This window comes from Nocardia sichangensis, assembly GCF_047200615.1.
Taxonomy (GTDB): domain Bacteria; phylum Actinomycetota; class Actinomycetes; order Mycobacteriales; family Mycobacteriaceae; genus Nocardia; species Nocardia sichangensis.
This window is the reverse complement of record NZ_JBJZOK010000042.1, coordinates 23595-50102: the sequence shown is the minus strand read 5'-3', so window position 1 is coordinate 50102 and position 26508 is coordinate 23595. Positions and strand designations below refer to the sequence as shown.

Here is a 26508-nt window from a genome sequence, read left to right as displayed (position 1 = left end):
CCGTCGGCCGGGGGATTCGCGCTTTCTCGGGCGACCAGGAGTTTCGACTCTTGTATATCGGTCCGTTACCCTGGGGGCCGCACGAGATCGTCGATTTGTGAGGAAGATTCATGGGAAGCGTTGTGCTCGACATCGTGGCATTGGTCGTTAATCGCGCGGCGATGTTCTGGAATTGGATGGCCACCGGATCGGCGGGCTTCCCTCCGCTGTGAACGTGCGGTCCACGATCTGCTGCGAGTAGTGAAATCCCCTGGTCAGGTGTGCTGGCCGGGGGATTTTCTATTCCGGCCGGAATCGGGAAACGTTCCGAATTGTTTGTTTTCACACTGATGGATCTCGCGCCTGGTGAAGTGCGTAGTCATCGGTGCCGGAATTCGCCGGACATCTGGACCATGCGAACTCGGACGCGGTCTCCGGAATTGGACCGCCCGGGCTTTCCGCCCGCTTCCCGCGTCGCCGTGATCGCCAGTGCCCCGGGGGATTTCGCGGCCGATCCCGCGCGCGAAGCTCCTGCCCCTCGTATCTTGAACACGTGAACTCCGCAGGGTCCGTGCGCACACGGTCGCGTATTCCTCGTTGGTTCGTTCTGTGGATGGGGCTCCTGACCGCCCTGGTCGCGCTCTGCTGCGCGGCGCTGTTCTGGCAACTCGCCGCGGAGGGCACGTTCCCGACCCTCGTCGTGCTCTGGACGGTGCTCGGTGTGCTCGGTGGGATCGCCGTTTTGTTCGGACTGCTCGGGCTGCTGCGCTACCGTGCCGTGTTCCACAGTCTCGCCTCGCCTGTGCTCATCGCGGCCCTCGTGGCGTCGGCCCTCTACGACGTCCCGGAGGACACCGGCTGGCGCCTCTCCCGCGGGATCCTCGAAGATCAAGCCGTCGACTGCGCGCACTCCGGCCACCGCAGCCGCCTCGGCGTCTACACGATCACCTTCATCACGCCCCGCGACGGCGGCTGCCTGTTCTACACCCAAACGGGTGACTCGAATTCGGAGGGCTTCGCCTTCTTCCGCGACCCGGCCACCCCGCCGCACCTCGGCCCACCCGCCACCAACGGCATCGAATACGCCGCTTTCGACGGCCAGTGGTACCGCTTCGTCGACACTCACTGAGCGCGGTCGGCAGATTCGGGGGACCGATCACCATTCGAACGGGAGCGGTCGGCGGGGCTCGATCCAGAGCGCTTCGGCGAGGGCGCACAGCGTTCCGTCGCTTCGTGACAAGGCCACGCCGACCGTGTGCTTGCGGCCGTCCGATGAGATCGGCCACCCGTAGGACAGGTAGGGGTCGCCGGCGCGGACCGGTTCGAGCTGCGTGGCGGTGAGAGCGGCGGTGACCGCTCCGGGGCGCAGATCGCGCAGCGCCATCGCGGCCCAGCCGCCGGGGCAATCCAGAGCGGACCAGACGTTCTCGGTGGGCAGCAAGCCATCGGGTCCGGCGAGCGCGGGATCCGGTGTCCAGGCGGCGATGACCATGTCGTGCGTGGACATGGCCCAAGGCGACAAGCGCAATCCACGTCCGGGCGCGCAGGCCGCACCGCAGCCGTAGCAGTGGCTCATCTTGCGCAGCGCGCCTGCGGTCGCGCTCGCCGCTCGAGCCTGTTCCCAGCTGGGCGCGGGCCGCGGCGTGACCGTGACCGTCGATGGGGACGCTTCGGCGAGTACCGCACCGTCGAGGTCGGTGAGTGACGCGCCGCCGGAGCCGTCGGCCGCCAGTACCAGCGGAGTGTCCACGGACACGCCGCGGCGGAAGTCGACGCGCACCTGCGTGGCGCCGCTCGCGGCGGCGAGCAGTCCCGCTACATACCCGCCGAACGCCACACCCGGGTATCCGCGCACGTGCGCGGGCACCTTGATCGCATCGGTCCGAATCATCTGTTGCCCAACCTCTCCCGGCCGACGATCATGACCCGGTTCAGCCGACCATACCGTCGCGGTGTCGCCGGGCCGTCGCCGGGCCACCTGTCGACGCAGGTCGAGGGGACGACGGAATATCCGACGCTCCGCACGCTGTTGCGCCGACATGTGACGAACGCTGGAATGAACGTACTGATCGTGTACGCCCACCCGAAGCCGGACTCACTCACCGGCGCTCTGAAAGACGTTGGGGTGCGCCAGTTGCGGGCGGACGGGCACGAGGTGCGGATCACCGACCTCTACGCGATGGGGTGGAAGGCCGCCGCCGATACCGACGATTTCGGCGCGGTCGAGGAGCCCAACTTCATGCTGGCCTCGGGTGCGGCCTACCGCGACGGGACGCTGAGTCCCGACATCCGCGCCGAGCAGGAGAAACTGCTGTGGGCCGACGCCGTCGTCCTGCATTTCCCACTCTGGTGGTTCGGCATGCCCGCGATCATGAAGGGCTGGGTGGACCGGGTTCTCACCTGCGATTTCGCCTATGGAGCCGGGGGTAAGGCGTTGCCCAGATATGGGGCGGGCGTCCTGGCCGGGCGGCGCGCGATGCTGGTGGTCTCGGTCGGGGGCAGGCAGCCGTCCTACTCCGATCGCGGGATCAACGGCCCCGTCGAGGATCTGCTGTTCCCGATCCACCACGGCATCCTCTACTACACCGGCATGGACGTGCTGCCTCCGTTCGTGGTGCACGACACGATCCGCCTCGACGCCGCGCGCTTCGACGACGTCGCGTACGACCTGCGGCGGCGGATGTCGGAGCTGGCCGAACTGGAGCCGATCCGGTACCGGCCGCAGGGCGGCGGCGACTACGACCGGACTCTGCGTCTCGTGGCTGGTCGCGAAGCGCGGGGAGCGACCGGCTTCGGATTGCACGTGGCGTCGTAGCCGCCCGGGTGATCAGGGCGGCAGTGGGGTCGCTCCGCGCTGGGTGAGCAGCATGCCCATCACCCCCGCCTCTTGGCCTTGCCCATGGATCATGGAACGCGCGATCTCTTTGACCGGCCCGGAGCCCAGGAGACTGTCGGCGGCCTCGGCCATCGCGATACCGCCTTGGTGGTGGCGAACCATCAGTTGAAGGAACAGTGTCTCCGCGTTCCGGCCATGTGCCGCTGCCAGATTGTCCAGTTCCGCCGTGCTCGCCATCCCGGGCATCAGGGGTGCCGTCTGCGCGGCCGTCGCCTGATGGCCATGCGCCGACGCGTCCGCGCCGTGCATCCACGCCATCGGGTGTACGGAGCTGGGCGGCGCGTCCGCCAGGCGCAGCCAGCCGAGCATGGTGCCGATCTCCAGGCGCTGTGTGCGGTCGAGTTGTTCGGCCAGCCGGGCGACCGCCGGATCGACCGAGCGATCCAGCCGCTGCACCATCAGCAGCGCTTGCTGGTGATGGGTGGTCATGTCCTGTACGAAGCCGATCTCGACATCGGTGAGCACCGGTGCGGCGGAACGACTTTCCGGAAACACCAGCGGCCGCAGAGCGGCGCCGAGCACGAGCAGCGCGAAGGCCGCCGAGACCAGGGCGGCGGTCGACATCCAGCGCCGCATCGCTACGACCCGACGATCGACCGCTGGTCCGCCGGTGGCGAGTACACGTCGTCGTCCAGTCGCAGCACCATGAACCCGTTGTCCGAGCACGCGACGTACAGCTGTGATCCGCGCCATTCCGGTGGTGAGAAGCACCAGTCGGTGGACACATCGCCGAAGGCGAGGCGGCCGGTGCGCGGGGTGGTGGCGTCCAGGGGGTTGAACTGTCCCTCCAGTACGGCGCGCACCGCCGGAGGGGTGCTCATGAGCGGAACGCCGATGAGCGAGGCGAGCGCGTGCGGCGAGTTCCACAGGCTCATGTTCTGCCCGGTGCGGGCGGGCGGGTTGTAGTAGGCGATCTCGCGGATGGCGTAGGGGTCGCGGATGTCGAACACCCGGATGCCGGAGGAGATCCATCCGCAGGCCAAGGCGGTCGGGTTGTCCTGCCGGTCGGCGGCGCAGTAGTGCGATTCGTAGGCGAAGGCGGAACCACCCATCGACGAACCGATATTGCTGTCGATGTGCTGCGGCAGGTTGATCTCGAGCTTGATCTTGTTGGCCACCCTGGGCGCCGTCTCGTCGGAGATATCGATGAGTTTGACGCCGCCGGAACCGCCTTCGTCGACGGTGTAGAGGTAGGGCTTGCCGTCGTAGAAGACCGGGATGCTGTGCTGGGTCGCCCAGCCGTCCGTCCAGAACACCCGGCCCAGATGGTGCACCTGCGGGTTCGGGTCGCGGCGCTGCACCGCGCTGATGTCGAGGACGGTGAATCCGCCGAGCGCGGAGATGTACATCCGATCGCCGTCCGGGCTGATGCCGAATCCGTGCGCTTCGATGCCCGTCAAGCCCTGCCACACCACGTGCGGGTCGGCGGGGTCGCTCAGGTCCACCGCGCTGACGAAGCCGGGCGCGACTCCGGAGGCCCAATAGGTGTTGCCGTCGGGGGAGAAGCCGCCCTCGTGCGTGGTGATCGGCAGCGGCATCGCCAGATTCGTCCCCGGACCGGGATTGAGCAGCCGCGGATGCGCGCAATCGGAGATGTCGTAGACCGACAGGTAGCCCACACCCTCGCCGACCGGCACGCCGGTGCCGACCAGCAACTTGCGCTCGGTGTTGACCTTGAGGCTCTCCCAGGTGCCCGCGAGCATCGCGGGCTCGGTCAAAGTCGCCGTCGGACGCGGATTCGCCGGATCGGACACGTCGAGCACCTGGACGCCACGGCCCTCGCTGATCAGGTCGCCGGGAAAGAACGAGCCCAGATAGGCGCAATGCTCGAAGCTGGTGGAGGTGATGCCCGCGCCGCGTCCCGCGTAGCCGCCGACGTAGGAGATGTTGCACCGGTAGCCCTGCGTGCTGCGCCCGCTGTCGCGGTCGGCGGCGGTGACATCGCCTTGCAGTCCGCTCTCGGGGGCGGCGCCGGGGCCGCAGTCGGCGCGGGGAACCGAAGTGCGCCCGACGTCGAGGAACTCCTCGACCGCGTTACGAACGTCCGATGGCGGATCGGCCGAAGCGCTCATGGGCAGCAGCACGGCCGTAACCATGCCGATGGTGAGCAGAGCCAGCGGTTTGACACGGCACAGTCTGGCCAACGGGCGCATCGTCGCGACCCCCCAACTTCGTCGTCGAGATTGGCTACCCAGGGTGACTGGGACAGTCACCGCTGAACTGACTGAATGGTAATGATTTCCGTCGGCCCGAGGGTGAGTTTCGTCGAATCGCAGACGATTCGCGAAGTTTTCCGGTCCGCGTGGTCAGCGCGACTGGGTCGGTCCGGTGCCGAGCGTGGCCGAATTCGGGTGCTCCGACAGGAGTTCGTCGCAGGCACCCAGGAAGACGCGTCGTAGTCCGGCTGCGCGTTCCGCCAACTCGGCCTGGGCGCGGACGTACTCCGCCCGCCCCGAGGGTGTCTCGATGCGAACCGGCTGGTAGCCGAGGCCGGACAGGTCGTACGGGCTGGCGCGCATGTCCAGTTCCCTTGCAGCGCAAGCCAACTCGAAACAATCCAGGAGCAGCTCCGACGAGATCAACGGGACCAGCTTGAAGCCCCACTTGTACAGATCCATATTCGCGTGCAGACAGCCCGGCTGTTCGCGACGCAGCTGGTCAGCTCGGGTGAGCGGCTCGGCATTGCGGCCGACGGCGTCCGGGGTGAAGAAGCGGTAGGCGTCGAAATGCGTACAGCGCAGCGACATCGAGTCGAGCACGCTGTCGGTGCCCGCGCGTCCCAGCCGCAGCGGCACCCTCTGGTGGCGGATGTCGTCGGTGCGATACACCATCGCCCATTCGTGCAGCCCGAAGCAGGACAGATGAGCGGGCCGGGACGCGGTGGCACGCAGCAACTCCGCGACGAACGCGACGGTATCGCGGCGTTTGTCCAGGTATGCGGGATCGGCGGTGCAGAAGTCCGCAGCGCCGGAATCGGTGACCACGTGGTGATACCCGCGCGCATCGCGGTATTCGGCGGCATCGGCCATCCCGACGCCGTATCCCGGATGCCAGCGCCGCAACTGGGCGGGTTTGTGCCCGTAGTAGGTGAACAAGAAGTCGATCACCGGGTGCGACGAACCTTGCGCCCGCCGCTCGAGATAGGGCCCGACCAGGTCGTCCAGCCGGGCCCGGTGCGCGGCGGCGGACTCCCGCCATCGCGCACCGGACAACACCCGCATGGTCATCGCACCCCGCGCGGGCACGCTGCCCGAATCGTCATTCGCCCACCCGATGCGTTCCGTCTCGGACGGTGCCGACGAATTCCTCCACCAAGTCCTCCAAGGCGACGATGCCGGTGGTGTTGCCCCGGTCGTCGACCACGCGGCCGAGATGGCTGTTGGTGCGCCGCAGCCGCGCCAGCGCCTCGTAGAGCGTGGCGCCCATGCCCACCGTAGGCAGCGGGCGGATATCGGTGCGCGGGATCGGCGTCCCCGGACCGGCGCTCTCGTCGGCGACCTTGTCGAGCACGTCCTTGACGTGCAGGTAGCCGACCAGCGAGCCGTCGTTCGCCCGCACCGGGAACCGGGAGAAACCCGTCTCGGCGACTGCGGATTCGATGTCGCCGAGTGTGGTCCCGTTGCCGCGCAGCGGAATCGATCGGGTCGCGTCCAGCGGCACCATCACGTCGGCGACCACCCGGTCGCTGGTGCCGAGCGCCTGCGTGAGGCGGCGATGCTCCTCCTCGTCGAGCAGCCCCTCCGAGCGGGACTCGCCGATCATCTCGGCCAGTTCCACCGTCGACACGGTGGCCTCCAGCTCGTCCTTCGGCTCGACCCGCAGCAGGCGCAGCGACAGGTTGGCGGCCAGGTTGTACAGCGCGATGAGCGGGCGGGCCAGCCGCAGCCACATCAGGTGCACCGGCACCAGCAGCAGCGCGCTGCGCTCCGGCCCGGCCAGCGCGATGTTCTTCGGGATCATCTCGCCGAACAGGATGTGCAGGATCACCACGATGGTCAGCGCCAGCGCGAACGCCACCGGGTGCAGCAGTTGCTGCGGCAAGCCGAGTAGGTCGAACGGGCCTTCCAGCAGGTGCGCTACGGCGGGCTCGCCGACGCGGCCGAGCAGGATCGAGCAGATGGTGATGCCCAGCTGCGCGGCGGCGAGCATCATCGAAAGGTTCTCGCCCGCTCGGATGACGGTGTTCGCGTTGCGCTTGCCCTGCGCGGCCAGCGCTTCCAGCCGGTCGCGGCGGGCGGAGATGAGCGCGAACTCGGCGGCGACGAAGAACGCGTTGCCTGCCAGCAGCACGACGGTGAGCAGGACGCCGAAGAGGTCACCCATGGCTGTGCTCCTTGGTCGCGAGGGCGTCGGCGTCCACCGGGATCAACCGGACCCGATCGATGCGCCGTCCGTCCATGCGCTCCACCCGGGCGATCCAACCGCCGGAGCCGTGGTTCTCCGGCGCCGTCCACTGCTGCGAGCGAGGGTTGGGCAGCACGACTTCGTCGCCGGGCACCGGGATGCGGCCGAGCCGGGTCAGCACGAGGCCGCCCAGCGTCTCGTATTCGCCCTCCGGCGCGTCGTACCCGGTCGCCCGGGAGACCTCGTCGATACGCAGCAGGCCCGAGCAGTCCCAGCCGTCGGAGACGCGCCGTACGTCGCGCTCCTCCTCGTCGTGCTCGTCGCGGACGTCGCCGAGGATCTCCTCGATGATGTCCTCCATGGTGACCAGGCCCGCGGTCCCGCCGTACTCGTCCACGACGAGGGCGACCTGCATGCCGTCGGCGCGGACCCGTTCGAGCACCTCGTCGCCGTCCAAGCTGGCGGGCACGATCGGCACCGGCTGGGCGAGCCGGTACAGGGGGGTCGTCCGGCGCGCGTGCACTGGGCGGGTGAAGGCCTGTTTGACGTGCACGAAGCCGAGGGTGTTGTCGAGATCGCCGTCGATCACCGGGAAGCGGGAGAAACCGGTGCGGCCCGCCGCGTCGATCAGATCGGCGATGGTGTCGTCCTTGTCGAGCGACTCGATCTTCACCCGCGGAGTCATCAGCTCCTCGGCGCTGCGCTCGCCGAACTGCAGCGAGCGGTCCATCACCTGGGCGGTGGGCTGGTCGAGCGCGCCGCGCAGCGCGGACGTGCGCACCAGGGAGCCGAGTTCCTGCGGCGAACGGGCCGAGCGCAACTCCTCGGCGGGCTCGACGCCGAGCCTGCGAACCACCCAGTTGGCGGTGCCGTTGAGGAAATGGATCATCCACTTGAACACCACCGAGAAGCCGATCATCGGTCCGGCCGTGACGCGGGCGGTGGCCAGCGGCTTGGCGATGGCGATGTTCTTGGGCACCAGCTCGCCGTAGATCATCGACAGCGAGGTGGCCAGGATCAGCGCGAGCGTGAGCGCGACGCCACCCGCGGCGGCTTCGCTCAGCCCGATGCCGGCGAACACCGGATGCAGCAGCCGGGCCAGTACCGGCTCGGCGATGTAACCGGTGATCAACGTGGTGATGGTGATGCCGAGCTGGGCGCCGGACAGCTGGAACGACAGCGTGCGATGCGCCTTGCGGACCATGCGGGCGCGGACGTCACCGGTGCGGGCGTGCGCCTCGACGGTGCTGCGCTCCAGGGCGGTGAGGGAGAATTCCGCGGCCACGAACAGGGCCGTGCCGACGGTGAGTGCGATAAATCCGATCAGGCTGAGCGCGGTGAGCGCGACGGACATGGTCAGCACCACCCGAACGGTGCTGCGTGACGGCCTGTGCGGAATGGGACTACTGCGGGGAGGAGGACGCCGGGTTGGTCACCCGGCTCGGTAGAGGAGCCCTCCTGTGCGGCGCCCTCGGACGCGGGTGACAACTGGATCCTTTCGCAAACGAGTCGTGGTGCCGGTGTCCGGCAACCACCATGCTACCGGCCCACGTGCCGAGTGGCGTGGGCCGGTGCCGGTGCGATTCGTGTGTCGGCGCTCACCAACCGCTGGGCAGCGGGCGGCCTTCGGCGAATCCGGCCGCGGATTGCACGCCGAGCACTGCCTTGTCGTGGAACTCGGCGAGCGTCCGTGCTCCCGCGTAGGTGCACGCGCTGCGCACTCCGGAGCAGATGTGGTCGATGAGGTCCTCGACGCCGGGACGCTCGGGGTCCAGCCGCATCCGCGAGCTGGAGATGCCCTCTTCGAACAGTCCCTTGCGCGCTCGGTCGAATTCGCTGTCGGAGGCGGTGCGGGCGGCGACGGCCCGCTTGGAGGCCATGCCGAAGCTCTCCTTGTACGCGTTGCCGTCGCGATCGACCCGCAGGTCGCCGGGGGACTCGTAGGTACCGGCGAACCAGGAGCCGATCATCACGTTGGACGCGCCCGCGGCCAGCGCGAGCGCCACGTCGCGGGGATGGCGCACGCCGCCGTCGGCCCAGATGTGCACGCCGAGTTCCGCGGCGGCGGTGGCGCATTCGGCCACCGCGGAGAACTGCGGGCGGCCGACGCCGGTCATCATCCGGGTGGTGCACATGGCGCCGGGGCCGACACCGACCTTGACGATGTCGGCGCCCGCCGCCGCGAGATCCCTGGTGCCCTCGGCGGAGACGACGTTGCCCGCGACCAGCGGGACTCCGAGCCCGAGATCGCGCACGGCGGTGAGCGTTTCGAGCATCTTGGCCTGGTGTCCGTGCGCGGTGTCGATGACCAGCAGGTCGGCGCCCGAATCCACGAGGGACTTGGCCTTGGCGGCCACGTCGCCGTTGATGCCGACCGCGGCCGCGACGCGCAGCTTGCCCGCGGCGTCGACGGCGGGCTGGTAGATGCCCGCGCGCAGGGCGCCGGTGCGGGTGAGCACGCCGGCCAAGGTGCCGTCCTCGGCGGTGAGCACGGCGAAGTCGGCGTGCTCGGCGTGCAGCAGGTCGAACAGGTCACGCGGGGTGGTGGTCGCGGGGGCCCGCACGAAATCGGTGACCGCGACCTCGCGGAGCCGGGCGAAGCGGTCGACGTCGGCGCAGGCGGCCTCGGTCACCACGCCGACCGGGCGTCCTTCGTCCACCACCACGACCGCGCCGTGCGCGCGCTTGTGCATCAGGGCGACCGCCTCGGAGACCGAACGGTCGGGGGCGAGGGTGACCGGAGTGTCGGCGGTGAGCGAGCGGCTCTTGACGAAGGCGATGGTGTCGGCGGCCGCGGTGATCGGCAGGTCCTGGGGGAGGACGACGATGCCGCCGCGGCGGGCCACCGTCTCGGCCATTCTGCGCCCGGCCACGGCGGTCATGTTCGCCACGACGATGGGGATGGTGGTGCCCGACCCGTCGGTCGTCGACAGATCGACGTCGAAGCGCGACGCGACGTCCGTCCGATTCGGGACGAGGAAGATGTCGTCGTAGGTCAGGTCGTACGGCGGCTGATGACCGGGAAGAAAGCGCACTCGACCGATGATATCCGCGCGCCGACCGGTGTGCGCCGTTCTGCCCGGGGCTCGACAGTGCGGATATGCGGTGCGTCGTCTGTCCCGTCGGCCTTTCTTCGCCTGCGGGCTCAGGCGGCGGCTTGCGAGCGGGAGAGCATGATCGTCGCGGCGGCCATGACGAGCACCGCGCCTCCGGTGATGACCAGTCCCGCGGTGTCCGTCCGCAACCGCTCGTCCAGCACGGCGATGCCGATGAACGCGGCGGCCAGTGGCTCGACGACCGTGACGGCGGGCAAGGAGGCGGTCAGCGGTCCCGCGTGATAGGCGCGCTGCTGCAGGTAGACGCCGGTGACACCGGCCCCGATGAGTGCCCAGGTCTGCCAGCCGCTGAGCACATCCCCGAGACCGTGCTCGAACAGGTCGGTGACGTAGTCGGTGAGCGCGGCGGCGAGTCCGTAGAGGGCGCCGCTCGCGGCGCCGATCAGCAGCGCGCGCCACGCCGGGTCGCGCGCGGCGATGCCACCGGCGGTGGCGGCGGCGATCAGGCCGAGCAGGATGCCCAGGGGCACGAGCCAATCTCGCAGCGGCGCATCGGTGTTGCCCTCGGTCGGATTGCCGACGAGCAGGAAGCAGGCCAGCGCGGCGGTCAGCGCGAGGGCGGTCGCCCAGGTGCGCGGCGCCACGCGGCGGTCGTTGAGCCGGGCGGACATCGGTAGCGCGAACACCAGCGCGCTCACCAGGATCGGCTGCACCAGCAGCACCGCACCCAAGGTGAGCGCGACGACCTGCATGGCGTATCCGCCCGCGTCGCCGACGACGCCCGCCCACCAGCGCGGGGTACGCATCAGCGAGCGGATCAGCGACGCGCCCTCCGGCACCGCGGCCGCCGCGTGCTGTTGCGCCACCGCGGCGACCGCGAACAGCAGCGCCGCGAGCAAGGCGCAGAGGACGGCGGCTGCCGCGTGAGTCGACACGCTCTAGTTTGCTCCGCGATTGCCCCGCTGCGGTGACTGCTGCGCGCGTACGGCGCGTCGCCGTGTCCGGCCCGGCGTGTCGCCGGAGGCGTGCCCTGCGGCGCGTCCGGAGAATCCGCCCGCCGTAGCGGAACGGCGGGGGGACCCACCCTCGACCGAACCCGCACTGTGCCCGGCGGAGCTGCCGGTGGCGGGCTTCCCGGCGACTTTCGCCTGGCCGCGACGACGCCCCGGCGCGGTGACCGATTCGCCACCACGGCTCGGCATCGAGCCCGATCGGGACTGCTTCGCCGCACCGGCGCCGCGGCCACCGGCCTGAGCTGTCTCCGCACGCCGGTTCGCTTGACGTCGTGCGGGTTTCGTCGCCGGGGTGGTCGCGGGCGCGGCGGAAGCCGGAACCACCGGAGTTCCGGACGGGCGGCGGGCGCCGGTGATCTCGACCAGGGTGCGGTCGCCGGGACGGACCGCGACTCCGTCCACTTCGACACCCGCCTTACGGGCCATCGACTCGACGTCGCGGCGCTCTTCGTCCATCACCAGCGTGACGACCACGCCGTCCTCACCCGCGCGGGCGGTGCGCCCGGCCCGGTGCAGATAGGCCTTCGGCTCCGGCGGCGGATCGACATGCACGACGAGGGAGATCCCGTCGACGTGGATGCCGCGCGCGGCGACGTCGGTCGTGACCAGCACCGGCACCGAGCCGTCGGCGAACGCGGCGAGGGTGCGGGTGCGATTGTTCTGCGCCTTGCCGCCGTGCAGCGCGCCCGCGGCGATGCCCGCCCCGCGCAGCTGTTTGGCGAGCCGGTCGGCGCCGTGCTTGGTACGGACGAACATGATGGTCAGCCCGTCGCGGGCGGCGATCTCGGTGGCGACCGCCCGCTTGGTCACCTTGTCGCCGACGTAGAGCAGGTGATGCGACATCGTGGTGACCGAGGCCGACGGCGGTGCGGTGGAATGCGTGACGGGGGAGCGCAGGTAACGCTTGACCAGCTTGTCGACCTCGCCGTCCAGCGTGGCCGAGAACAGCAGGCGCTGACCGTCGCGCGGCGTGCGGTCGAGCAGCTTGGTCACCTGCGGCAGGAATCCCATGTCGGCCATGTGGTCGGCCTCGTCGAGCGCGGTGATCGTCACGTCGGACAGATCGGCGGATCCCTGGGTGAGGAGGTCGGCGAGCCGTCCGGGCGTGGCGATGAGCAGGTCGACGCCGCGGGCGAGCCGGTCGGCTTGGCGTTTGATCGGGGCGCCGCCGACCACCGAGGCCACGCGCAGGCCGAGCGAAAGCGCCGGTTCGTCCAGTGCCCGCTCGATCTGTGCGGCCAGCTCGCGGGTCGGCACCAGGACCAGTCCGCGCGGGCGGCCCGGCTTGGCCGCGGCGCCGGCCAGCCGGGTGAGCATCGGGAGGCCGAAGGCCAAGGTCTTTCCGGAACCGGTCGGCCCGCGGCCGAGCACGTCCTTGCCTGCCAGGACGTCGGGCGTCGTGGCGGCCTGGATCGGAAACGGCGTCTCGATGCCGTCGCGTCGCAGTGCCTGGACGAGCACGGCGGGCAGGCCCAGACCCGCGAAGGTCGCGGGGGGCGCCGCGGCGACGGTGGTCGAGGGGGTCACGAGGAGGATGTGCCTTTCGTCGCACGGCGCGTTCCACGCGGATCGCGCTGTTCGGTGGGATGGAGAACGGTGCGCGATGCGGTTTCACCGCGCGGTGGCGCGGGCGATGACGCGCGCCGGGTAAAGCGAGAGGATGCGGCCGACCGGAGGCGGGCCGAAGGTCCAGGATACGTGCCGGGCAGTCAGCCGTGGAACAGCCGACTCAGTTCCACGAGCCAGGGTACGGCCACGGCCTGCGTCGGCACCACCAGGATGGCGGCCGAGCCGAGGTAGGCGGCCGTGGCGATGCGCAGGTCCCCGATCCGGCCGCTCAGCCGCTGGATGCGGATGAGCGTGGTGGGGCCCCCCGCGGCGAGCGCGCCCTGCGGCGCGGTGGACTTCGCGCAGGCGACGAGGGCGCGGGCCAGCGGCTTCGGTCCGGTGACCTTGACCGCCGAGTCGTCCGCGAGTAACTCGATGAGCAGTTTCACCGAGCCGAGCGCCGCCTTGCTGCGCACCACCCGGGGGAACGCCTCGTGCACGGCCGTGAACGCCTCCAGCACGAGATCGTGCCTGGCCCGCAGGTGCGAACGTTCGTGGCTGACGATGGCGGTGACCTCGGCGTCGGCGAGATTGGTCAGAGTGCCTTCGCTGAGCACGACGCGCTGGCGCAGGCCGGGCAGGCAGTAGGCGATGGGCTCGGTGGCGGCCAGCACCCGGATGTCGGCCGCGCGCCGGTGCGGACCGCTCTGGTCCAGCAGGTCGACGAGCATGCGGTGGCGCGACCGCCGCCTGCGGGTGTGCACGCCGACCCGGATGATCGCGTAGATCAACCGGGCGCCGATCAGCAGCGTGAGCGCGAAGACGAACACGTACGCCAGCCACAGCGGCAGGCCGAGCGCGTCGATCTCCCTGGTCGGCGCGGTGGTCGGGCGGCCGTCGGGACCGGGCACGAGCAGCTCGGCGGCGATGGCCAACCCGGAGCCGAACGCGCTGAGCACGGCTGCGAGCGCGATGGCCTGCCAGAGCACCAGCGCTGCTCGGGGCGTCCGGTAGGTCCAGGTCGCCCGGCTGAGCAAGGCCGGGGCAGGCCCCGCGAGAAGCAATGCCAGTCCGGCGAATACCGGCGCGGTTGCGTTCATCGACTCAGCTCACTGCGTTGTGGGGCCAGGGCGCCCGAGGAGTCTACTGCGGCGGGGGCGCCGAGTCCTCGGTTGCTTCGAGCTTAGCGAGTGCTTCGCGCAGAGCGGCAGCCTCGTCCTTGCCGACCTGCTCCACGAAGTGCACCAGGGCCGCGGCGCGGCTGCCCGCCGCGTCGGCCTGTTGCAGGGCGTCGACCATCAGGCTGGCCACGAGTTCGTCGCGGGTGTGCACCGGCGCGTAGCGGTGCGCGCGGTCGTCGCGCCGCTGGACCACGAGGTTCTTCTTCGCGAGGCGTTGCAGCACGGTCATCACCGTGGTGTACGCGAGCTCACGGCGTGCGGCGAGCGCCTCGTGCACCTGCCGGACCGTTTGTGGTTCGTCGGCCGACCACAACTGGTCCATGACCGCTTTCTCGAGTTCACCAAGACCTGCCATTCCCTAATTTTAGGTACTCAACGACGAGGATGCGTACTACAGGGTGTCGTAACTATGGAATAGCTGGTGTGTCATTTCTCATACGGCGCGGTCTCGGGCGTTGTGGCAGCCGGTCCGCCCACCTTTCCGCGCACGTGCCTGGCGCCGATCGGCACGATCATCGGGCGGCCCGACACCGGGTCCTCGAGAACCTTCGCGTCCAGGTCGAACACTTCGCGCAGCAGCTCGACCGACACCACCTCGCCGGGGGCGCCCGCGGCGACCACGCGTCCGTCGCGCATGACGACCAGCTGGTCGCTGTAGCGGATCGCGAGATTGAGATCGTGCAGCACCATCACGACGGTGCGGCCGAGATCGGCGTGCAACCGGTCCACCAGGTCGAGCACCTCGATGGAGTGCGCCAGGTCCAGATAGGTGGTCGGCTCGTCGAGCAGCAGGATGTCGGTGCCCTGGGCCAGCGCCATCGAGATCCAGGCGCGCTGGCGCTGGCCGCCGGACAGCTCATCGAGCGGGCGGCCGGCGAGGTCGGCGATCCCGGTTTGGTCCAGCGCGGTCGTCACCTCGGATTCGTCGGTGCCCGACCACTGCCGGAACCAGGACTGGTGCGGGTGGCGGCCGCGGGCGACCAGATCGGCGACGGTGAGCCCTTCCGGGGCGACCGGCGATTGCGGCAGCATGCCGACGATGCGGGCGACGTCCTTGGTCTTCATCGTCGAAATAGCCTTGCCGTCCAACAACACTCGGCCTTCTCGGGGGCGCAGCAGGCGGCCGAGCGAACGCAGCAGGGTGGACTTCCCGCAACCGTTGGGCCCGATGACGGTCGTGACGACGCCGGGAGCGACGGTCAAGCTCAGCCCGTCGACGATCACCCGGTCGCCGTAGCCGAGTGTGACCGCCTCGGCGCCGAGCCGGTGCGCAGGAGCGCTCGCTCGCTCCGTGGCGTCAGGGGTGGTGATGTCCGCGATCGTCATGACAGCGTGGCCTTCCGGTTCATACGCACGAGCAGGTACAGCAGGAACGGCCCGCCGAATGCCGCGGTCACGACGCCGAGAGGTAGGTCGACCGGAAACGCCGTGCGGGACACGACATCCGCGCCGACCACCAGGATGGCGCCGGTCACCGCGGCGCCGACCAGCGGCTCGCCCGGTGTGCGCAGCAGGCGTCGTGCGATCTGCGGCGCGGCGAGGGCGACGAAACCGACCGGCCCGACGGCGGCGGTGGCCACCGAGGCGGCCACGACCGCCGCTCCGATCAGGACGGCCTGCTGGGTCTGGATGCGCACCCCGAGCGCACGCGTGGTGTCGGAGCCGAGGCGCAGCGCGGCGAGCGTGCGGGCGGAGGCGAGCGCGACGAGCGCGGCGATTCCCGCGGCGATCGCCGCGGGACCCAGGCGCGCGTTGTCGGCCGCGTTGAGCGATCCGTTCAGCCACAACTGCACGCGCTGGGCATCCGCCAGGCTGGCGCGGGTGAGCAGCCAGCTGATCCCGGCGGTCAGCAGGGCGTTCACGCCCACGCCGATCAGCACCAGCCGCAGCCCGGTGGCGCCGTACGCGCCGGTGGCGGTGCGTCCCCAGGCGAGCAGGTAGATGGCGACGGCGGTGAGCAGCCCGCCTGCCAGGGCCGCCACCGGCGCGCCGACCGAAGCGGCCAGGCCGGTGCTCGCGCCTCCGGTGCCGACCAGCACCGCGACCGCCCCCAGGCTCGCGCCCGAAGTGATGCCGAGCATGTCCGGCGCGGCCAGCGGGTTGTGCAGGATGGACTGGGTGACAGCGCCCGCGAGCCCGAGCGCGAGGCCGACCACGAGCGCGGTGAGCGCGCGCGGCAGCCGGGACTCCAGCACGATGAACCGCTGAGCCCTGGTGCCGCCGCCGGTCAGGACATCCAGCGCGCGCCCGAGCGGTAGATGGGACTCGCCCACCGCGACGTCCAGGCACAACAGTGCGAGCGCCAGCGCGATCAGGACCGCGACGATCAGGATCATCCGCGGTCGCAGCACCGTCGACACCGGCCCGACGCGCAGCGCGGGGCGGGCACTCGAGGCTCGCAGCGAGACCGTCACAGGTTCACCAGCTTTCGCCTGCGCACGAACGCGAGGAAGAACGGCACGCCGAGCAGGGCCACCACTACGCCGACCTCCAGTTCGCCGGGGCGAGCCACCACCCGGCCCGCCACATCGGCGATCAGCAGTAGCAACGCGCCGAGCAGCCCGGAATAGGGAATCAGCCAGCGATGGTCGGGCCCGGTGATCGTCCGCGCCAGATGCGGCACGACCAGGCCGAGGAAGGCGATCGGCCCTACCGCCGCCGTCGCCGCGCCCGCCAGCAGCACGACGGCCGCCAGGCCGAGCGCGCGGCTGCGGCCGACATGCACGCCGAGCCCACGCGCGACGTCGTCGCCGAGGCCGATCAGATTCAGTCCGGGCGCCGCCAGCACCGCCAGCAACATGCCCACGGCCAGGAACGGCAGTACCTGCCAGAACACCGCGGCGTCGCGGCCGGCGACGGCGCCGATCACCCAGAACCGGTAGGTGTCCAGCGCGGCGGCGTCGAACAGCACGACGGCGTTGGTCATGGCCTGCAGGAACGCGGTGACCGCCGCACCCGCGAGCACGAGGGTCAGCGGGCTCGCCTTGCCGCCGCCCACGGACGAGGTCGCAAACACCGCCACCCCCGCGATCAGCGCTCCGGCCAGCGCGAACCAGATGTATTGTTCCGGCGCGGCGAAGGCGAACAGGTACACGCTCAACGCGGCCAGGAACGCCGCACCCGCGTTCAGTCCGAGCAACCCGGCGTCGGCGAGCGGATTGCGGGTGTAGCCCTGGACGAGCGCGCCCGCGATTCCCAAGGCCGCCCCGCAGACCAGTGCCAACGCGGTGCGCGGCAGCCGCAGCCCTCGCACGATCTCTTCCTCGGTGGAACCGGCTGCGCAGGTGAAGGGTCCGCCGGGGCAGGTGAGCGCATGATGCACGGCGTCGTAGACGGTCCCGGGCGCGAGCGAGCGGGCGCCCACCGCCACGCCGGCCAGCACGGCGAGCAGTAGCAGGACGGTCGAGACGAGAAGTCCGGAAAGACGTCGCCGCCTCACGGTGGCAAGAGAAGTCACGGCGACGAGCTGCTCCTGAAATCAGCGATACGGTTGCTAGGTCTGGTAAGCCTAACCTATCTTCGCGGACAGACGGGCATGGCCGAATGTCCGCCGCGCCGCGCGACGGAGCCGATCCCCGAGGAGGTTCGATGACCGAGCTCATCACCACGCCACATCGCTCGACGACGGAGTTCGGACGCGCCTGTGCCCGGCTGCGCGCGCTGCAACCGGAGCACCCGCGGGTCTATGCCGTCGCCGCGATCGCCGAGCAGGGCAAACGACGGTGGTGGCAGCTGGCGGACGGAGTGCGCGAGGGGCGCGTCGAACTCATGTACCGGCGGCATGCCGCGGAGATGATCAGTGCCGGCATCGCGGCGGAAGTGGTTGCCACGGCGCTGATCCACGCGATAGCCGGTCGGGTGGTCGCGCTGCTCGTGGCGGAAGGGCGGGCCTGGGATCCGGGCTTGGAGAACCTCTGGATCCATACCGACAACGACGGCGGAATCGACTGGGCGGGCTTGTCGGACACCACGATTCGCGTGATCGACGGTGATCCGCTTGCGGGCGGTCCCGGTGTGGTCGCCTTGCCGTGCCCGGAGGCGATGTACGTCTGGCTCGCGCATCGCTGCGAGCCCGCGCTGACCGTCGTCCAGCGGAACCTGACTCGCTGCTCCGGTTTGAGCGCCGGGCGGTTCTGGTCCCTCGTCGGTGAATCCGTCGCGGGCGCTTCGGCTTACGTGCCCGATCTGGCGCGGACCGATTCCGTCACCGGCGCGCGTCGTGGCCAGGCGCTCTTGGCGGCGATGGCCGAGCGCGGGCTGCCCGTGCGGCGGTCGGGTTCTTGCTTAGTTAGGTAAGCCTGACCTATACTCATCTCCGGCGTACGGATCGCGTGAGAGTCCCGAGGGCTGCGGTGACCCCCGATCCCGTGCCGCGGCGGGCTCCACTTCCGGTGGGGCCCGCCGCTCTGTGTCGATCTCTTCGGCGGGGCACCGCCCTGGCCTGCGATGAGGCCGCGGCGTTGCGCGCCGGGTGCTGTGCGACAGTGAATACATGACACAGCAGGAGACTCGCCAGGTCGGCTCGCTGGCGGACGTCACGCCCGAGCAGATGAACGCTTACAGCGAAGGCACCTTCGCCGACCTGATCGGCCTGCGCTACACCGAGCTGAGCCCCGATCGCGTGCGCGGCGAGTGGGTCGTGAAACCGCACCTCTACCAGCCCGCAGGCATCCAGAACGGCGGCGTGTACTGCACCGTCGTCGAGACGCTCGCCAGCATCGCCGGCGGCGTCTGGTTCGGCGACCAGGGCACGGTCGTCGGCGTGAACAACAACACCGATTTCCTGCGGGCGGTGCGCGAGGGCACCCTGACAGGCGAGGCGACGCCGCTGCATCGGGGCAGGCTGCAGCAGCTGTGGCAGGTCGTCATCACCGATGAGCAGGGCCGCACCGTGGCGCGCGGTCAGGTGCGACTGCAGAATCTGCCGCATCGGTCCTGACCGCTCGACCGGCGACGGCGGAACGGGCGTGCCAGAATGTGCGTCACCCGTCACTGTGAACCGGTGAGGAGCCCGGATGCGACTGTCACCGCATGAGCAGGAGCGCCTGCTGCTCAGCTACGCCGCCGAGCTGGCCCGGCGCAGGCAGGCGCGCGGACTCAAGCTGAACCATCCCGAGGCGGTCGCGCTGATCACCGACCACGTGCTGGAAGGCGCGCGGGACGGGCGCACCGTCGCGGACCTGATGTCCTCGGGACGGACCGTCCTCACCCGCGACGACGTGATGGAAGGCGTGCCGGAGATGATCCCCGACGTCCAGGTCGAGGCGACCTTCCCGGACGGCACCAAGCTCGTCACCGTGCACCACCCGATCGGATAGGCGGGCGGTATGCGGTTTGCGAGCGCCCCCGAGCCGGACCGAGGCCCGGCGTGATCCCCGGCGAATACCTTTGCGCCGAGGGCGTCATCGAACTGAACGTGGGCGCGCGGCGCCTCGAACTCGACGTGGTCAACACCGGAGACCGGCCGGTGCAGGTCGGCAGCCATGTGCATTTCCCGCAGGCGAACACGGCGCTGGAGTTCGACCGCGCGGCCGCGCACGGCCACCGCCTCGACATCCCGGCCGGGACCGCGGTGCGCTTCGAACCCGGTCTCGGGCAACGGGTAGGGCTGGTGCCGCTGGGCGGCGCCCGCGAGGTGCACGGGATCAGCCCGACCCCACCGGGCCGTCTCGATGGCTAGTGCGTATGCGGACCCGGAACGGGGCGGCGCGGAGTACGCGGGCTCAGGAGGTAGGACGCGATGAGTGAGCTGAGCCGGGCGCGGTACGCCGAACTGTTCGGACCGACGACGGGCGACCGGATTCGTCTGGCGGACACCGATCTGCTGATCGAGATCACCGAGGACCGCAGCGGGGGACCGGGGCGCGCGGGCGACGAAGCCGTGTTCGGCGGCGGCAAGGTCCTGCGCGAATCCATGGGCCAGTCCCGAGCGACGCGCGCCGAGGGCGCTCCCGACACCGTGATCACGGGCGTGGTGATCATCGATCATTGGGGAATCATCAAAGCGGACGTCGGTATTCGCGACGGACGCATCAGCGCGATCGGCAAGGCGGGCAACCCCGACACCATGACCGGGGTGCACCCGGACCTGGTCGTCGGGCCGTCCACCGAGGTGATCTCCGGCAACGGCCGCATCCTCACCGCGGGCGCGATCGACTGTCACGTGCATTTCATCTGCCCGCAGCTGTTGGAGGAGGCGCTCGGCGGCGGCATCACCACCCTCATCGGCGGGGGCACCGGCCCGGCCGAGGGCAGCAAGGCGACCACCGTGACGCCCGGCGCGTGGCATCTGGCGCGCATGCTGGAGGCCACCGACGGCTGGCCGGTGAACATCGTGTTGCTCGGCAAGGGCAACACCGTCAGCGCCGAGGCCATGTGGGAGCAATTACGCGCGGGCGCATCGGGTTTCAAACTGCACGAGGACTGGGGCTCCACGCCCGCCGCGATCGATGCCTGCCTCACCGTGGCCGAGGCGGCGGGGGTGCAGGTGGCGCTGCACTCGGACACGTTGAACGAGGCGGGTTTCGTCGAGGACACCCTCGCGGCGATCGCGGGCCGCGGCATCCACGCCTACCACACCGAGGGCGCGGGCGGCGGCCACGCGCCCGACATCATCACCGTCGCCGCCCATCCCAACGTGCTGCCCAGTTCCACCAACCCGACTCGTCCGCATACGATCAACACCCTCGACGAGCACTTGGACATGCTCATGGTGTGCCACCACCTGAGCGCGTCGATCCCGGAGGATCTGGCCTTCGCCGAAAGCCGCATCCGCCCCTCCACCATCGCGGCCGAGGACCTGCTGCACGATCTCGGCGCCATCTCGATGATCGGCAGCGATTCACAGGCCATGGGCCGCATCGGGGAGGTGGTGCTGCGCACCTGGCAGACCGCGCACGTGATGAAGCGCCGCCGCGGCGCGCTGCCGGGCGACGGCGCCGCCGACAACGCCCGGGTCCAGCGCTACGTCGCGAAATACACCATCTGCCCGGCCGTCGCGCACGGCCTGGACCACGAGATCGGGTCGGTCGAGGTGGGCAAGCTCGCCGATCTGGTGCTGTGGGAGCCGGCGTTCTTCGGTGTCCGCCCGCATGCCGTCCTCAAGGGCGGCGCGATCGCCTGGGCCGCGATGGGCGACGCCAACGCCTCCATCCCCACGCCGCAGCCGGTGCTGCCGCGCCCCATGTTCGGCGCCGCCCCGGCGGCCGCCGCCGCGACCTCACTGCATTTCGTCTCCGAGCAGGCGATCGAGGACGGCCTCGCCGACCGGTTGCGGGTCCAGCGGAGGCTGGTTCCGGTCCGCGACGTCCGTGGCGTGCGGAAGACGGATCTGCCGAACAACGACGCCATGCCGCGCATCGAAGTCGAGCCGGACACTTTCACCGTCCGCATCGACGGCGAGGTCTGGCGCGAACAACCCGCCACCGAATTGCCCATGGCCCAGCGCTATTTCCTGTTCTGACCGGCGCGGGTACGGGTTCGACCGATCGGTCGGTCCTCGCCGGGCTTGCCGAACTCCTCGATCAGCACGGGATACTGCTCCCTACCGTGTCCCGCGACGCTCTCGCCCACTACATCGACGCCGCCGAGCGAACGGCCGCCGACAACTACCCGCCCTTCGCCGCCGCCCCGCTTGAACCCCCCGCGAGTCGCACACGGCTGCGGCGAGGTACGCGAGGACGTCTCAATGGTGTGCCACTCGTGGACGCCGGGCGTATAGTCCGCTGGACCTGGAGCAAGGGAGGGAAGCATGCCTCGACCGGGCGAGCGTAAGGCGGCGCGTCGGGCGCTGACGGGTGTTGTCGGCGCGGGGACGTTTCTGGCCGCGATGTTCGTGACCTCCGCGGCCGCGCCGCTGCCGTCCGACGGCGGTGTCACGGTCACCTTGAACGACTACTGCCAGGATTCCGGTGCGGTGGGCCGCCTCGCCGACGGCCGGACCGTCTACTGCACGCAGGTACAGAACACCGACGCGTTCGTGTGGTCCTTCAGCCGGAATCCGATTCCTCGCGACCCGAATACGCGCGGCTACACCTGCGACGGCGATGCCTGCCACTGGCCCGACGGCAGCGCCGTCCCGAACTACCAGCGATGCGGTGTTCTCTGCGGCGAGCCGCCCACCAATGGCGACGTGCAGAGCGGACTCTACGACTGCCTCCGAGCTGGAGCCGAATTCGAGGAGTGCGAACGCCGGATCCGATGAGGGGCACCTAGGAACGGATCCGAGAACTAGGTGAGCCGGTGCTCGTGGATCGGTGCGCTCAACGCGGTGCCGTTGAGGTCCAGGTACAGCAGGCGCTCAGTGACGGACACGGTCACGGTGTTGCGGCGTTCGGTCGCGGCGACGGCGGAATCGATGAAGTCGCGATCGAAGCTGTAGAGCGGTATCGCTTCGGCGCGATGGATGCGCTTGCCGGGGAGTTGCGCCAGCACCTTGGCCGGGTCGCGGTGAGTGTAGACGGCGACCCGGTCGGCGAGTTTGCTGCCTCGGTGCACCCGCTCCGCGTCCGGAGCGCCGACTTCGATCCAGGCGGTGAGGCGGCCGGTGAGGTCGCGCACCACCACCGCTGGCTCGTCGGTGGAGGAGACCCCACCGTCACTGAAGGCGATGCCCTCCTCGTATTCGAGGCAATAGGCGAGCACTCGGGTCAGCATGAACTCCGCGGATTCGGACGGGTGCCGCGCCACCCGCAACTCCAGCTCCTGGTAGACGCCCCGATCGACGTCGGCCAACTGGACGGCGAAGTTGTGCAATGTCGCGCTGAGTGCCATAGCTCCAAGAGCTTATCGCCGCCCGGCGATCAGCCCCGAGGCAGCGCGGTAGCGATGATTTCGCAAGCTGCCGGCGATGGGCTGGACGATCCGGTGTTCAGTGAATGTCATTGACGACGCTTACGATTCGGCGGTGACACTTACTCGTGACGACTTGGCCGGATACGTCGAGCGCGACCTCGACGCCGACCTGGCCAGATGGTTCGCCGATCGGCCGCCGGTCACCGTGCCGGAAGAGACCCGGCCGGTGGCGCCCTTCCTCGACCGGCTGGCGCCCGCGTCCGCGGCGGCGCTGGCGGCTTTCGATCGCCGGGTGCGGTCCGGGCGGATGCCGCAGTTCCTGGATGTCCACGACTGGTCCTACGGTTTCGACTTCGCCGGAAATAACTGCGGCATACTGGATTCCGACTACGAGACCGAGCTCACCGACGGCGACGTGTACTCGATCGGCGCGGACGGCGGCGGCAACCTGTACGTGGTGCTCAGCAACGGGCAGGTCGCGATCTGGTTCCACGAGGAGGAAGTGGTCGAGGAGGGCACTCGTTTCGACGACCTCGATGTCTTCCTCTGGTCGGTGGTGCGTTACCACGCGGTGCGGGCCGGGGTGCTGGAGCGCGAGGCGGTCGAGGCGGACTTCCTGGCGCTGGGACAGGACGGCGCGCTCGAGCCGAACCTCGGGTTGCTGCGCTTGATGAAGTAGCGCGCGCTCAGTCTTCGCCCGCTCGCCGCTGAAACGGTAGCTCGGCTCGGAAGACGTCCCGCAGCCAGGGAGCTCGGCGGTGATGCGGGCGGCTGCGGTCGGCCCAGAGCGGATTGGATTCGTCACGGCGGTAGACCGCGAGTTGCCCGGCGATGCGGAAGTGCAGTCGGGTGGCCTTGCCGACCACCTCGCCATCGGTCGCCAGCGCCTCCGGCGTGGGTAGCTGCACGAAGAGTTCGGGCAACTGGCGTTCGCCGTAGACCTTGCTGTGGCCGATCGCCGCCAGCAACAGCGCGAGTACGGCGCGGGTGCGCGACCAGCGCAGATCGGCGCGCAGCCAGCGGATATCGAGTAGTCCGGCGTCGAGCCGGTCACGGAAGGCGGGCACCGCGCCGTGCGGGTGGTAGGGACCGTTGCCGACGAACAGGAACCACACCCGCTGCCAGCGTCCGTCCAGGCAGATCTCGATCGGCTCGGCCCGGTGCAGGGTCACCACGAGCGCGGCGGCGAAGGCGGGCCATTTGCCCCAGCGTGACTGCCACTTCTCGCGCAGCTGCACCAGGTCCGGATAGGCGCCGAGGCTGGCGGTGTTGATCAGATGCCGGGTGCGGGAACCGGTGTCGTCCTCGCATTCGACGCCGGCGATGTCCACCGCCACCGCCTCGCCGACACCGGTGGCATCGATTACTTCGCGCAGGTCGTAGACGCCGAGATCGCGGGCGAAGTGGTTGAGCGTGCCGGTGGGGATGACGACCAGCGGCAGCTCGTGGCGCAACGCGACCGCGGCCACCGCGGCCACCGTGCCGTCACCACCGGCGACGCCGACCGCAAGCACCGGTTCACCGTGCTCGGCGATGGCCCGCTCGAGCTGGTCGGCACAGTCCAGATCGGGCTGCGTGCGCAGCACGGTGGCGGCGGGCAGGGCCGCGACCACGTCGTCGGTGGGATCGTAATTCGGGTCACCGGACACCGGATTCACCATGACCACCAGGCCTTTGCCCTCCACCAGCGCGGGCACTTCGCGAACCGGGCGGGCCTGCGCCTCATCGGATTCGCGTACCGGCCACCAGCGTCGCGTGGCCAGGGCGACACCGGAACCCACGGCCGCTCCGACGAGCACATCGGAACTCCAGTGCACACCGGTGTGCACCCGAGAGTAGGCGACGGTGGCGGCCAGCGGGGCGACAGCCAGTGCGGTACGGGGACTTTCCAGAGCGACAGCGGTGGCGAATGCCGCGGCGCAAGCGCTGTGTCCCGAGGGGAAGGAGGAGGAGCGCGGAGTCGGAACGAGTCGCCGGTGCACCGGCAGGAGTTCGGCGGCAGGCCTGCGCCGGGCGATCAGCGATTTGAGGCCCACGTTGACGACGAGACTGGCTCCGGCGACGGAGACGACGCCGCGCAGCGCGGCCCGCCGCGGCGCGCCTTGGCGGGAGGCGAGCAGCGTCGCGAGAACCAGCCAGAGTCCGCTGAAATTCGCGCTGCCGGTGAGCCGCAGCAATCCATGGTCGACCACCGAGGCAGGCAGTTCGGCGACCGCGCCGCCGATCGCTCGATCGATTCGTCCTATGCCGTGAAACTTCCGGCGCACCCAGCTACTCACTCGTCCGACATTACCGATCACCGCGCACACAAACGTGGACGCACAGCGGACTGCCGCGGTGTCGGCGAGACCCAGGGCTCGGCGAGAGGTCGTTGAGCCGACACCTGCCACGAGAACCGATGTTGCAAAGGAATTCTCGAGACGCCGACTGCCAGTTGCCGGGAATTCGAAAGGGACGCCGATGAAGACGATCGTCGGTGCGGGCGGTGACAGTGATCGCCGTGAGCGTGGCGGCTACGGGTTGACAGGGCGATGTGTCGATCCCGGCTCCCGCATGGCAGCTCGGCGGCGCCCGCGGTCGCGACGATTTGTGGTCGCCGGATCTTCTGATCGCCGATTCGTCCGCACTCCGCGCAGCACGCGGCTATCGTAGCGATGCGAGATTGCTGAAAAGTTGCTGATGCGCCGAATCGGCGGATGGGCGCGGCATGTCTCAGTTGCTGAAGCCATTGCCGGGCAGGGGATACCGCCATGGCGTCGGTCGGCGCGAGGTGTGCGGCGGCGAGGTCCGGCATCGGCGACGGCGGCGCATATGCAACCAATGGTTGCGCTATGCCCGGTGGTCGACTAACGTCAAGCGCAACCAAACGTTGCATATGGAGGTCGTGGATATGGAGTACGGGAGCATCGAACGCGAGATACACGTCGACGCCTCGCCCGAGGTGGTCTTCGAGGTCGTCAGCAGCCCGGAGCACATCTCGGAATGGTGGAGCGACGACGCCGAGTTCGATGCGGCGCCCGGTGCGGTCGGCGAACTCGTCTGGGGCGACCGCGTCGATGTCGTCCCGATCAGGGTGGTGCGGGCCGAGCCGCCGCGATTGTTCTCGTTCCGCTGGTGCTATCCGGGCGGCGCGATCGACGATTCCGCCGGCTCGCTGCTGGTCACTTTCGAACTCACCCCGTCGGGCGCGGGCACCAGGATCCGGCTCACCGAGACGGGGTTCCGGGAAATGGGTTGGGAGGTGGCGAAACTTGAGGAGCAGTACCGCGACCACAGCGTGGGATGGGACACCTTCGTCCCCCGCCTCGGGGAGTACATCGTGCGGCTGGTGTCGACGCCGTGACCGCCGCAGTCGACGACGACCTGTGGTCCGCCATCGGGGACCCGATGCGCAGGCGGATGCTCGATCTGCTCCTCGCGGAGGGGAACGGCACGGCCACCAGCCTCAGTGAGCGGCTGCCCGTCACGCGGCAGGCGGTCGCCAAACATCTCGGCGTGCTCGACCGCGTCGGTTTGGTGCACGGCACGCCCGCCGGGCGGGAGCGGCGGTACCGGGTGGACGAGGCGCAACTCGCGCGCGCGGTCGCTCAGTTGTCCGCGGTCGGGGCGGCGTGGGACGCCAGGCTCCGGCGTATCAAGCGCATCGCGGAGGCGATTCAGCGCAGACAAGACCAGCAGTGAGATCACGCGGTTACGAG

The 26508-nt window shown here is 69.9% G+C and carries 27 protein-coding genes; 11 read left to right on the top strand and 16 right to left on the bottom strand.

Annotated features, from left to right (window positions below; all coding sequences use genetic code 11):
* The first annotated feature begins 592 nt into the window (after positions 1 to 592).
* A complete protein-coding gene (locus tag ACL03I_RS35785; protein ID WP_412808172.1) occupies positions 593 to 1108 on the top strand; it encodes a hypothetical protein in 516 nt (171 codons plus the stop codon).
* A gap of 27 nt (positions 1109 to 1135) precedes the next feature.
* Here ACL03I_RS35785 and ACL03I_RS35780 read toward each other — a convergent pair whose 3' ends face one another.
* On the bottom strand, positions 1136 to 1870 hold the full coding sequence (locus ACL03I_RS35780) for a PaaI family thioesterase (RefSeq protein WP_355078483.1): 735 nt from the start codon (positions 1868 to 1870) through the stop codon (positions 1136 to 1138).
* A gap of 165 nt (positions 1871 to 2035) precedes the next feature.
* Between ACL03I_RS35780 and ACL03I_RS35775 the strand changes: the two genes are divergently transcribed.
* Positions 2036 to 2794: an NAD(P)H-dependent oxidoreductase gene (locus tag ACL03I_RS35775; protein ID WP_412808171.1), complete on the top strand. Its 759-nt coding sequence runs from the start codon at positions 2036 to 2038 to the stop codon at positions 2792 to 2794.
* Between the two features lie 12 nt (positions 2795 to 2806).
* Here the strand turns inward: ACL03I_RS35775 and ACL03I_RS35770 are convergent, their stop codons facing one another.
* The 13 genes from ACL03I_RS35770 to ACL03I_RS35710 all read right to left on the bottom strand — a co-directional run bounded on the left by ACL03I_RS35770 (position 2807) and on the right by ACL03I_RS35710 (position 17474).
* Entirely contained in the window at positions 2807 to 3439 is a 633-nt protein-coding gene (locus ACL03I_RS35770; protein WP_412808170.1) for a DUF305 domain-containing protein, read from the bottom strand.
* A gap of 14 nt (positions 3440 to 3453) precedes the next feature.
* Positions 3454 to 5028 (bottom strand): LVIVD repeat-containing protein, encoded by a 1575-nt coding sequence (locus tag ACL03I_RS35765; RefSeq protein WP_355078480.1) that lies wholly within the window; start codon positions 5026 to 5028, stop codon positions 3454 to 3456.
* A gap of 153 nt (positions 5029 to 5181) precedes the next feature.
* Entirely contained in the window at positions 5182 to 6096 is a 915-nt protein-coding gene (locus ACL03I_RS35760) for a 3-methyladenine DNA glycosylase (RefSeq protein WP_412808174.1), read from the bottom strand.
* A 37-nt stretch (positions 6097 to 6133) separates the two neighbouring features.
* Positions 6134 to 7198, bottom strand: a complete 1065-nt coding sequence (locus ACL03I_RS35755) for a hemolysin family protein (RefSeq protein WP_355078479.1) — start codon at positions 7196 to 7198, stop codon at positions 6134 to 6136.
* The gene (locus tag ACL03I_RS35750) at positions 7191 to 8573 is read right to left on the bottom strand and encodes a hemolysin family protein (protein ID WP_412808173.1); all 1383 of its coding nucleotides are present in this window, start codon (positions 8571 to 8573) and stop codon (positions 7191 to 7193) included. Before ACL03I_RS35750 ends, ACL03I_RS35755 begins: the two co-directional genes overlap by 8 nt.
* A gap of 244 nt (positions 8574 to 8817) precedes the next feature.
* Positions 8818 to 10254, bottom strand: coding sequence for a GuaB1 family IMP dehydrogenase-related protein (locus ACL03I_RS35745; RefSeq protein ID WP_355078478.1), 1437 nt, complete (start codon positions 10252 to 10254; stop codon positions 8818 to 8820).
* A 110-nt stretch (positions 10255 to 10364) separates the two neighbouring features.
* Entirely contained in the window at positions 10365 to 11210 is an 846-nt protein-coding gene (locus tag ACL03I_RS35740; protein WP_355078477.1) for a DMT family transporter, read from the bottom strand.
* 3 nt (positions 11211 to 11213) lie between these two features.
* The gene (locus tag ACL03I_RS35735) at positions 11214 to 12815 is read right to left on the bottom strand and encodes a DEAD/DEAH box helicase (protein ID WP_355078476.1); all 1602 of its coding nucleotides are present in this window, start codon (positions 12813 to 12815) and stop codon (positions 11214 to 11216) included.
* A 182-nt stretch (positions 12816 to 12997) separates the two neighbouring features.
* Positions 12998 to 13936 carry a M56 family metallopeptidase gene (locus ACL03I_RS35730; RefSeq protein ID WP_355078475.1) on the bottom strand — a complete coding sequence of 313 codons (939 nt, stop codon included), beginning with the start codon at positions 13934 to 13936 and terminating at the stop codon, positions 12998 to 13000.
* 43 nt (positions 13937 to 13979) lie between these two features.
* The gene (locus tag ACL03I_RS35725; RefSeq protein ID WP_039797864.1) at positions 13980 to 14372 is read right to left on the bottom strand and encodes a BlaI/MecI/CopY family transcriptional regulator; all 393 of its coding nucleotides are present in this window, start codon (positions 14370 to 14372) and stop codon (positions 13980 to 13982) included.
* A 71-nt stretch (positions 14373 to 14443) separates the two neighbouring features.
* Entirely contained in the window at positions 14444 to 15343 is a 900-nt protein-coding gene (locus tag ACL03I_RS35720; RefSeq protein WP_412808169.1) for an ABC transporter ATP-binding protein, read from the bottom strand.
* Positions 15340 to 16431: a FecCD family ABC transporter permease gene (locus tag ACL03I_RS35715; RefSeq protein ID WP_412808168.1), complete on the bottom strand. Its 1092-nt coding sequence runs from the start codon at positions 16429 to 16431 to the stop codon at positions 15340 to 15342. Before ACL03I_RS35715 ends, ACL03I_RS35720 begins: the two co-directional genes overlap by 4 nt.
* Positions 16428 to 17474 carry a FecCD family ABC transporter permease gene (locus ACL03I_RS35710; RefSeq protein ID WP_364436602.1) on the bottom strand — a complete coding sequence of 349 codons (1047 nt, stop codon included), beginning with the start codon at positions 17472 to 17474 and terminating at the stop codon, positions 16428 to 16430. Before ACL03I_RS35710 ends, ACL03I_RS35715 begins: the two co-directional genes overlap by 4 nt.
* Positions 17475 to 17605: 131 nt before the next feature.
* Here ACL03I_RS35710 and ACL03I_RS35705 point away from each other — a divergent pair, with 131 nt between their 5' ends.
* From ACL03I_RS35705 to ACL03I_RS35680, 6 genes are all read left to right on the top strand, one after another.
* A complete protein-coding gene (locus ACL03I_RS35705) occupies positions 17606 to 18313 on the top strand; it encodes a hypothetical protein (RefSeq protein ID WP_412808167.1) in 708 nt (235 codons plus the stop codon).
* Between the two features lie 253 nt (positions 18314 to 18566).
* The gene (locus ACL03I_RS35700) at positions 18567 to 18956 is read left to right on the top strand and encodes a PaaI family thioesterase (protein ID WP_355078546.1); all 390 of its coding nucleotides are present in this window, start codon (positions 18567 to 18569) and stop codon (positions 18954 to 18956) included.
* A 76-nt stretch (positions 18957 to 19032) separates the two neighbouring features.
* The gene (locus ACL03I_RS35695) at positions 19033 to 19335 is read left to right on the top strand and encodes an urease subunit gamma (protein ID WP_039797870.1); all 303 of its coding nucleotides are present in this window, start codon (positions 19033 to 19035) and stop codon (positions 19333 to 19335) included.
* Between the two features lie 50 nt (positions 19336 to 19385).
* Complete coding sequence (locus tag ACL03I_RS35690; RefSeq protein WP_355078470.1) at positions 19386 to 19697, top strand: urease subunit beta; 312 nt, start codon at positions 19386 to 19388, stop codon at positions 19695 to 19697.
* Positions 19698 to 19757: 60 nt separating this feature from the next.
* On the top strand, positions 19758 to 21479 hold the full coding sequence (locus ACL03I_RS35685; RefSeq protein WP_379255732.1) for an urease subunit alpha: 1722 nt from the start codon (positions 19758 to 19760) through the stop codon (positions 21477 to 21479).
* Positions 21480 to 21767: 288 nt separating this feature from the next.
* Complete coding sequence (locus ACL03I_RS35680; RefSeq protein ID WP_355078468.1) at positions 21768 to 22220, top strand: hypothetical protein; 453 nt, start codon at positions 21768 to 21770, stop codon at positions 22218 to 22220.
* 26 nt (positions 22221 to 22246) lie between these two features.
* Here the strand turns inward: ACL03I_RS35680 and ACL03I_RS35675 are convergent, their stop codons facing one another.
* Positions 22247 to 22789 carry a YaeQ family protein gene (locus ACL03I_RS35675; RefSeq protein WP_355078467.1) on the bottom strand — a complete coding sequence of 181 codons (543 nt, stop codon included), beginning with the start codon at positions 22787 to 22789 and terminating at the stop codon, positions 22247 to 22249.
* Between the two features lie 133 nt (positions 22790 to 22922).
* On the opposite strand from ACL03I_RS35675, the gene ACL03I_RS35670 reads away from it, so the two are divergent.
* Entirely contained in the window at positions 22923 to 23489 is a 567-nt protein-coding gene (locus ACL03I_RS35670; protein ID WP_412808166.1) for a hypothetical protein, read from the top strand.
* Between the two features lie 7 nt (positions 23490 to 23496).
* Here ACL03I_RS35670 and ACL03I_RS35665 read toward each other — a convergent pair whose 3' ends face one another.
* Positions 23497 to 25089, bottom strand: a complete 1593-nt coding sequence (locus tag ACL03I_RS35665; RefSeq protein WP_355078465.1) for a bifunctional phosphatase PAP2/diacylglycerol kinase family protein — start codon at positions 25087 to 25089, stop codon at positions 23497 to 23499.
* A 596-nt stretch (positions 25090 to 25685) separates the two neighbouring features.
* On the opposite strand from ACL03I_RS35665, the gene ACL03I_RS35660 reads away from it, so the two are divergent.
* Positions 25686 to 26153 (top strand): SRPBCC family protein, encoded by a 468-nt coding sequence (locus ACL03I_RS35660; protein WP_412808165.1) that lies wholly within the window; start codon positions 25686 to 25688, stop codon positions 26151 to 26153.
* Positions 26150 to 26491 (top strand): ArsR/SmtB family transcription factor, encoded by a 342-nt coding sequence (locus tag ACL03I_RS35655; protein WP_355078464.1) that lies wholly within the window; start codon positions 26150 to 26152, stop codon positions 26489 to 26491. Before ACL03I_RS35660 ends, ACL03I_RS35655 begins: the two co-directional genes overlap by 4 nt.
* Positions 26492 to 26508 lie beyond the last annotated feature (17 nt).

Coding starts and splice junctions, on each gene's coding strand:
- ACL03I_RS35725 (WP_039797864.1), bottom strand. CDS start 14,372: ATGGCAGGTCTTGGTGAACTCGAGAAAGCGGTCATGGACCAGTTGTGG.
- ACL03I_RS35675 (WP_355078467.1), bottom strand. CDS start 22,789: ATGGCACTCAGCGCGACATTGCACAACTTCGCCGTCCAGTTGGCCGAC.
- ACL03I_RS35705 (WP_412808167.1), top strand. CDS start 17,606: ATGACCGAGCTCATCACCACGCCACATCGCTCGACGACGGAGTTCGGA.
- ACL03I_RS35730 (WP_355078475.1), bottom strand. CDS start 13,936: ATGAACGCAACCGCGCCGGTATTCGCCGGACTGGCATTGCTTCTCGCG.
- ACL03I_RS35760 (WP_412808174.1), bottom strand. CDS start 6,096: ATGCGGGTGTTGTCCGGTGCGCGATGGCGGGAGTCCGCCGCCGCGCAC.
- ACL03I_RS35780 (WP_355078483.1), bottom strand. CDS start 1,870: ATGATTCGGACCGATGCGATCAAGGTGCCCGCGCACGTGCGCGGATAC.
- ACL03I_RS35785 (WP_412808172.1), top strand. CDS start 593: ATGGGGCTCCTGACCGCCCTGGTCGCGCTCTGCTGCGCGGCGCTGTTC.
- ACL03I_RS35685 (WP_379255732.1), top strand. CDS start 19,758: ATGAGTGAGCTGAGCCGGGCGCGGTACGCCGAACTGTTCGGACCGACG.
- ACL03I_RS35775 (WP_412808171.1), top strand. CDS start 2,036: ATGAACGTACTGATCGTGTACGCCCACCCGAAGCCGGACTCACTCACC.
- ACL03I_RS35765 (WP_355078480.1), bottom strand. CDS start 5,028: ATGCGCCCGTTGGCCAGACTGTGCCGTGTCAAACCGCTGGCTCTGCTC.
- ACL03I_RS35680 (WP_355078468.1), top strand. CDS start 21,768: ATGCCTCGACCGGGCGAGCGTAAGGCGGCGCGTCGGGCGCTGACGGGT.
- ACL03I_RS35770 (WP_412808170.1), bottom strand. CDS start 3,439: ATGTCGACCGCCGCCCTGGTCTCGGCGGCCTTCGCGCTGCTCGTGCTC.
- ACL03I_RS35660 (WP_412808165.1), top strand. CDS start 25,686: ATGGAGGTCGTGGATATGGAGTACGGGAGCATCGAACGCGAGATACAC.
- ACL03I_RS35720 (WP_412808169.1), bottom strand. CDS start 15,343: ATGACGATCGCGGACATCACCACCCCTGACGCCACGGAGCGAGCGAGC.
- ACL03I_RS35700 (WP_355078546.1), top strand. CDS start 18,567: ATGAACGCTTACAGCGAAGGCACCTTCGCCGACCTGATCGGCCTGCGC.
- ACL03I_RS35755 (WP_355078479.1), bottom strand. CDS start 7,198: ATGGGTGACCTCTTCGGCGTCCTGCTCACCGTCGTGCTGCTGGCAGGC.
- ACL03I_RS35750 (WP_412808173.1), bottom strand. CDS start 8,573: ATGTCCGTCGCGCTCACCGCGCTCAGCCTGATCGGATTTATCGCACTC.
- ACL03I_RS35695 (WP_039797870.1), top strand. CDS start 19,033: ATGCGACTGTCACCGCATGAGCAGGAGCGCCTGCTGCTCAGCTACGCC.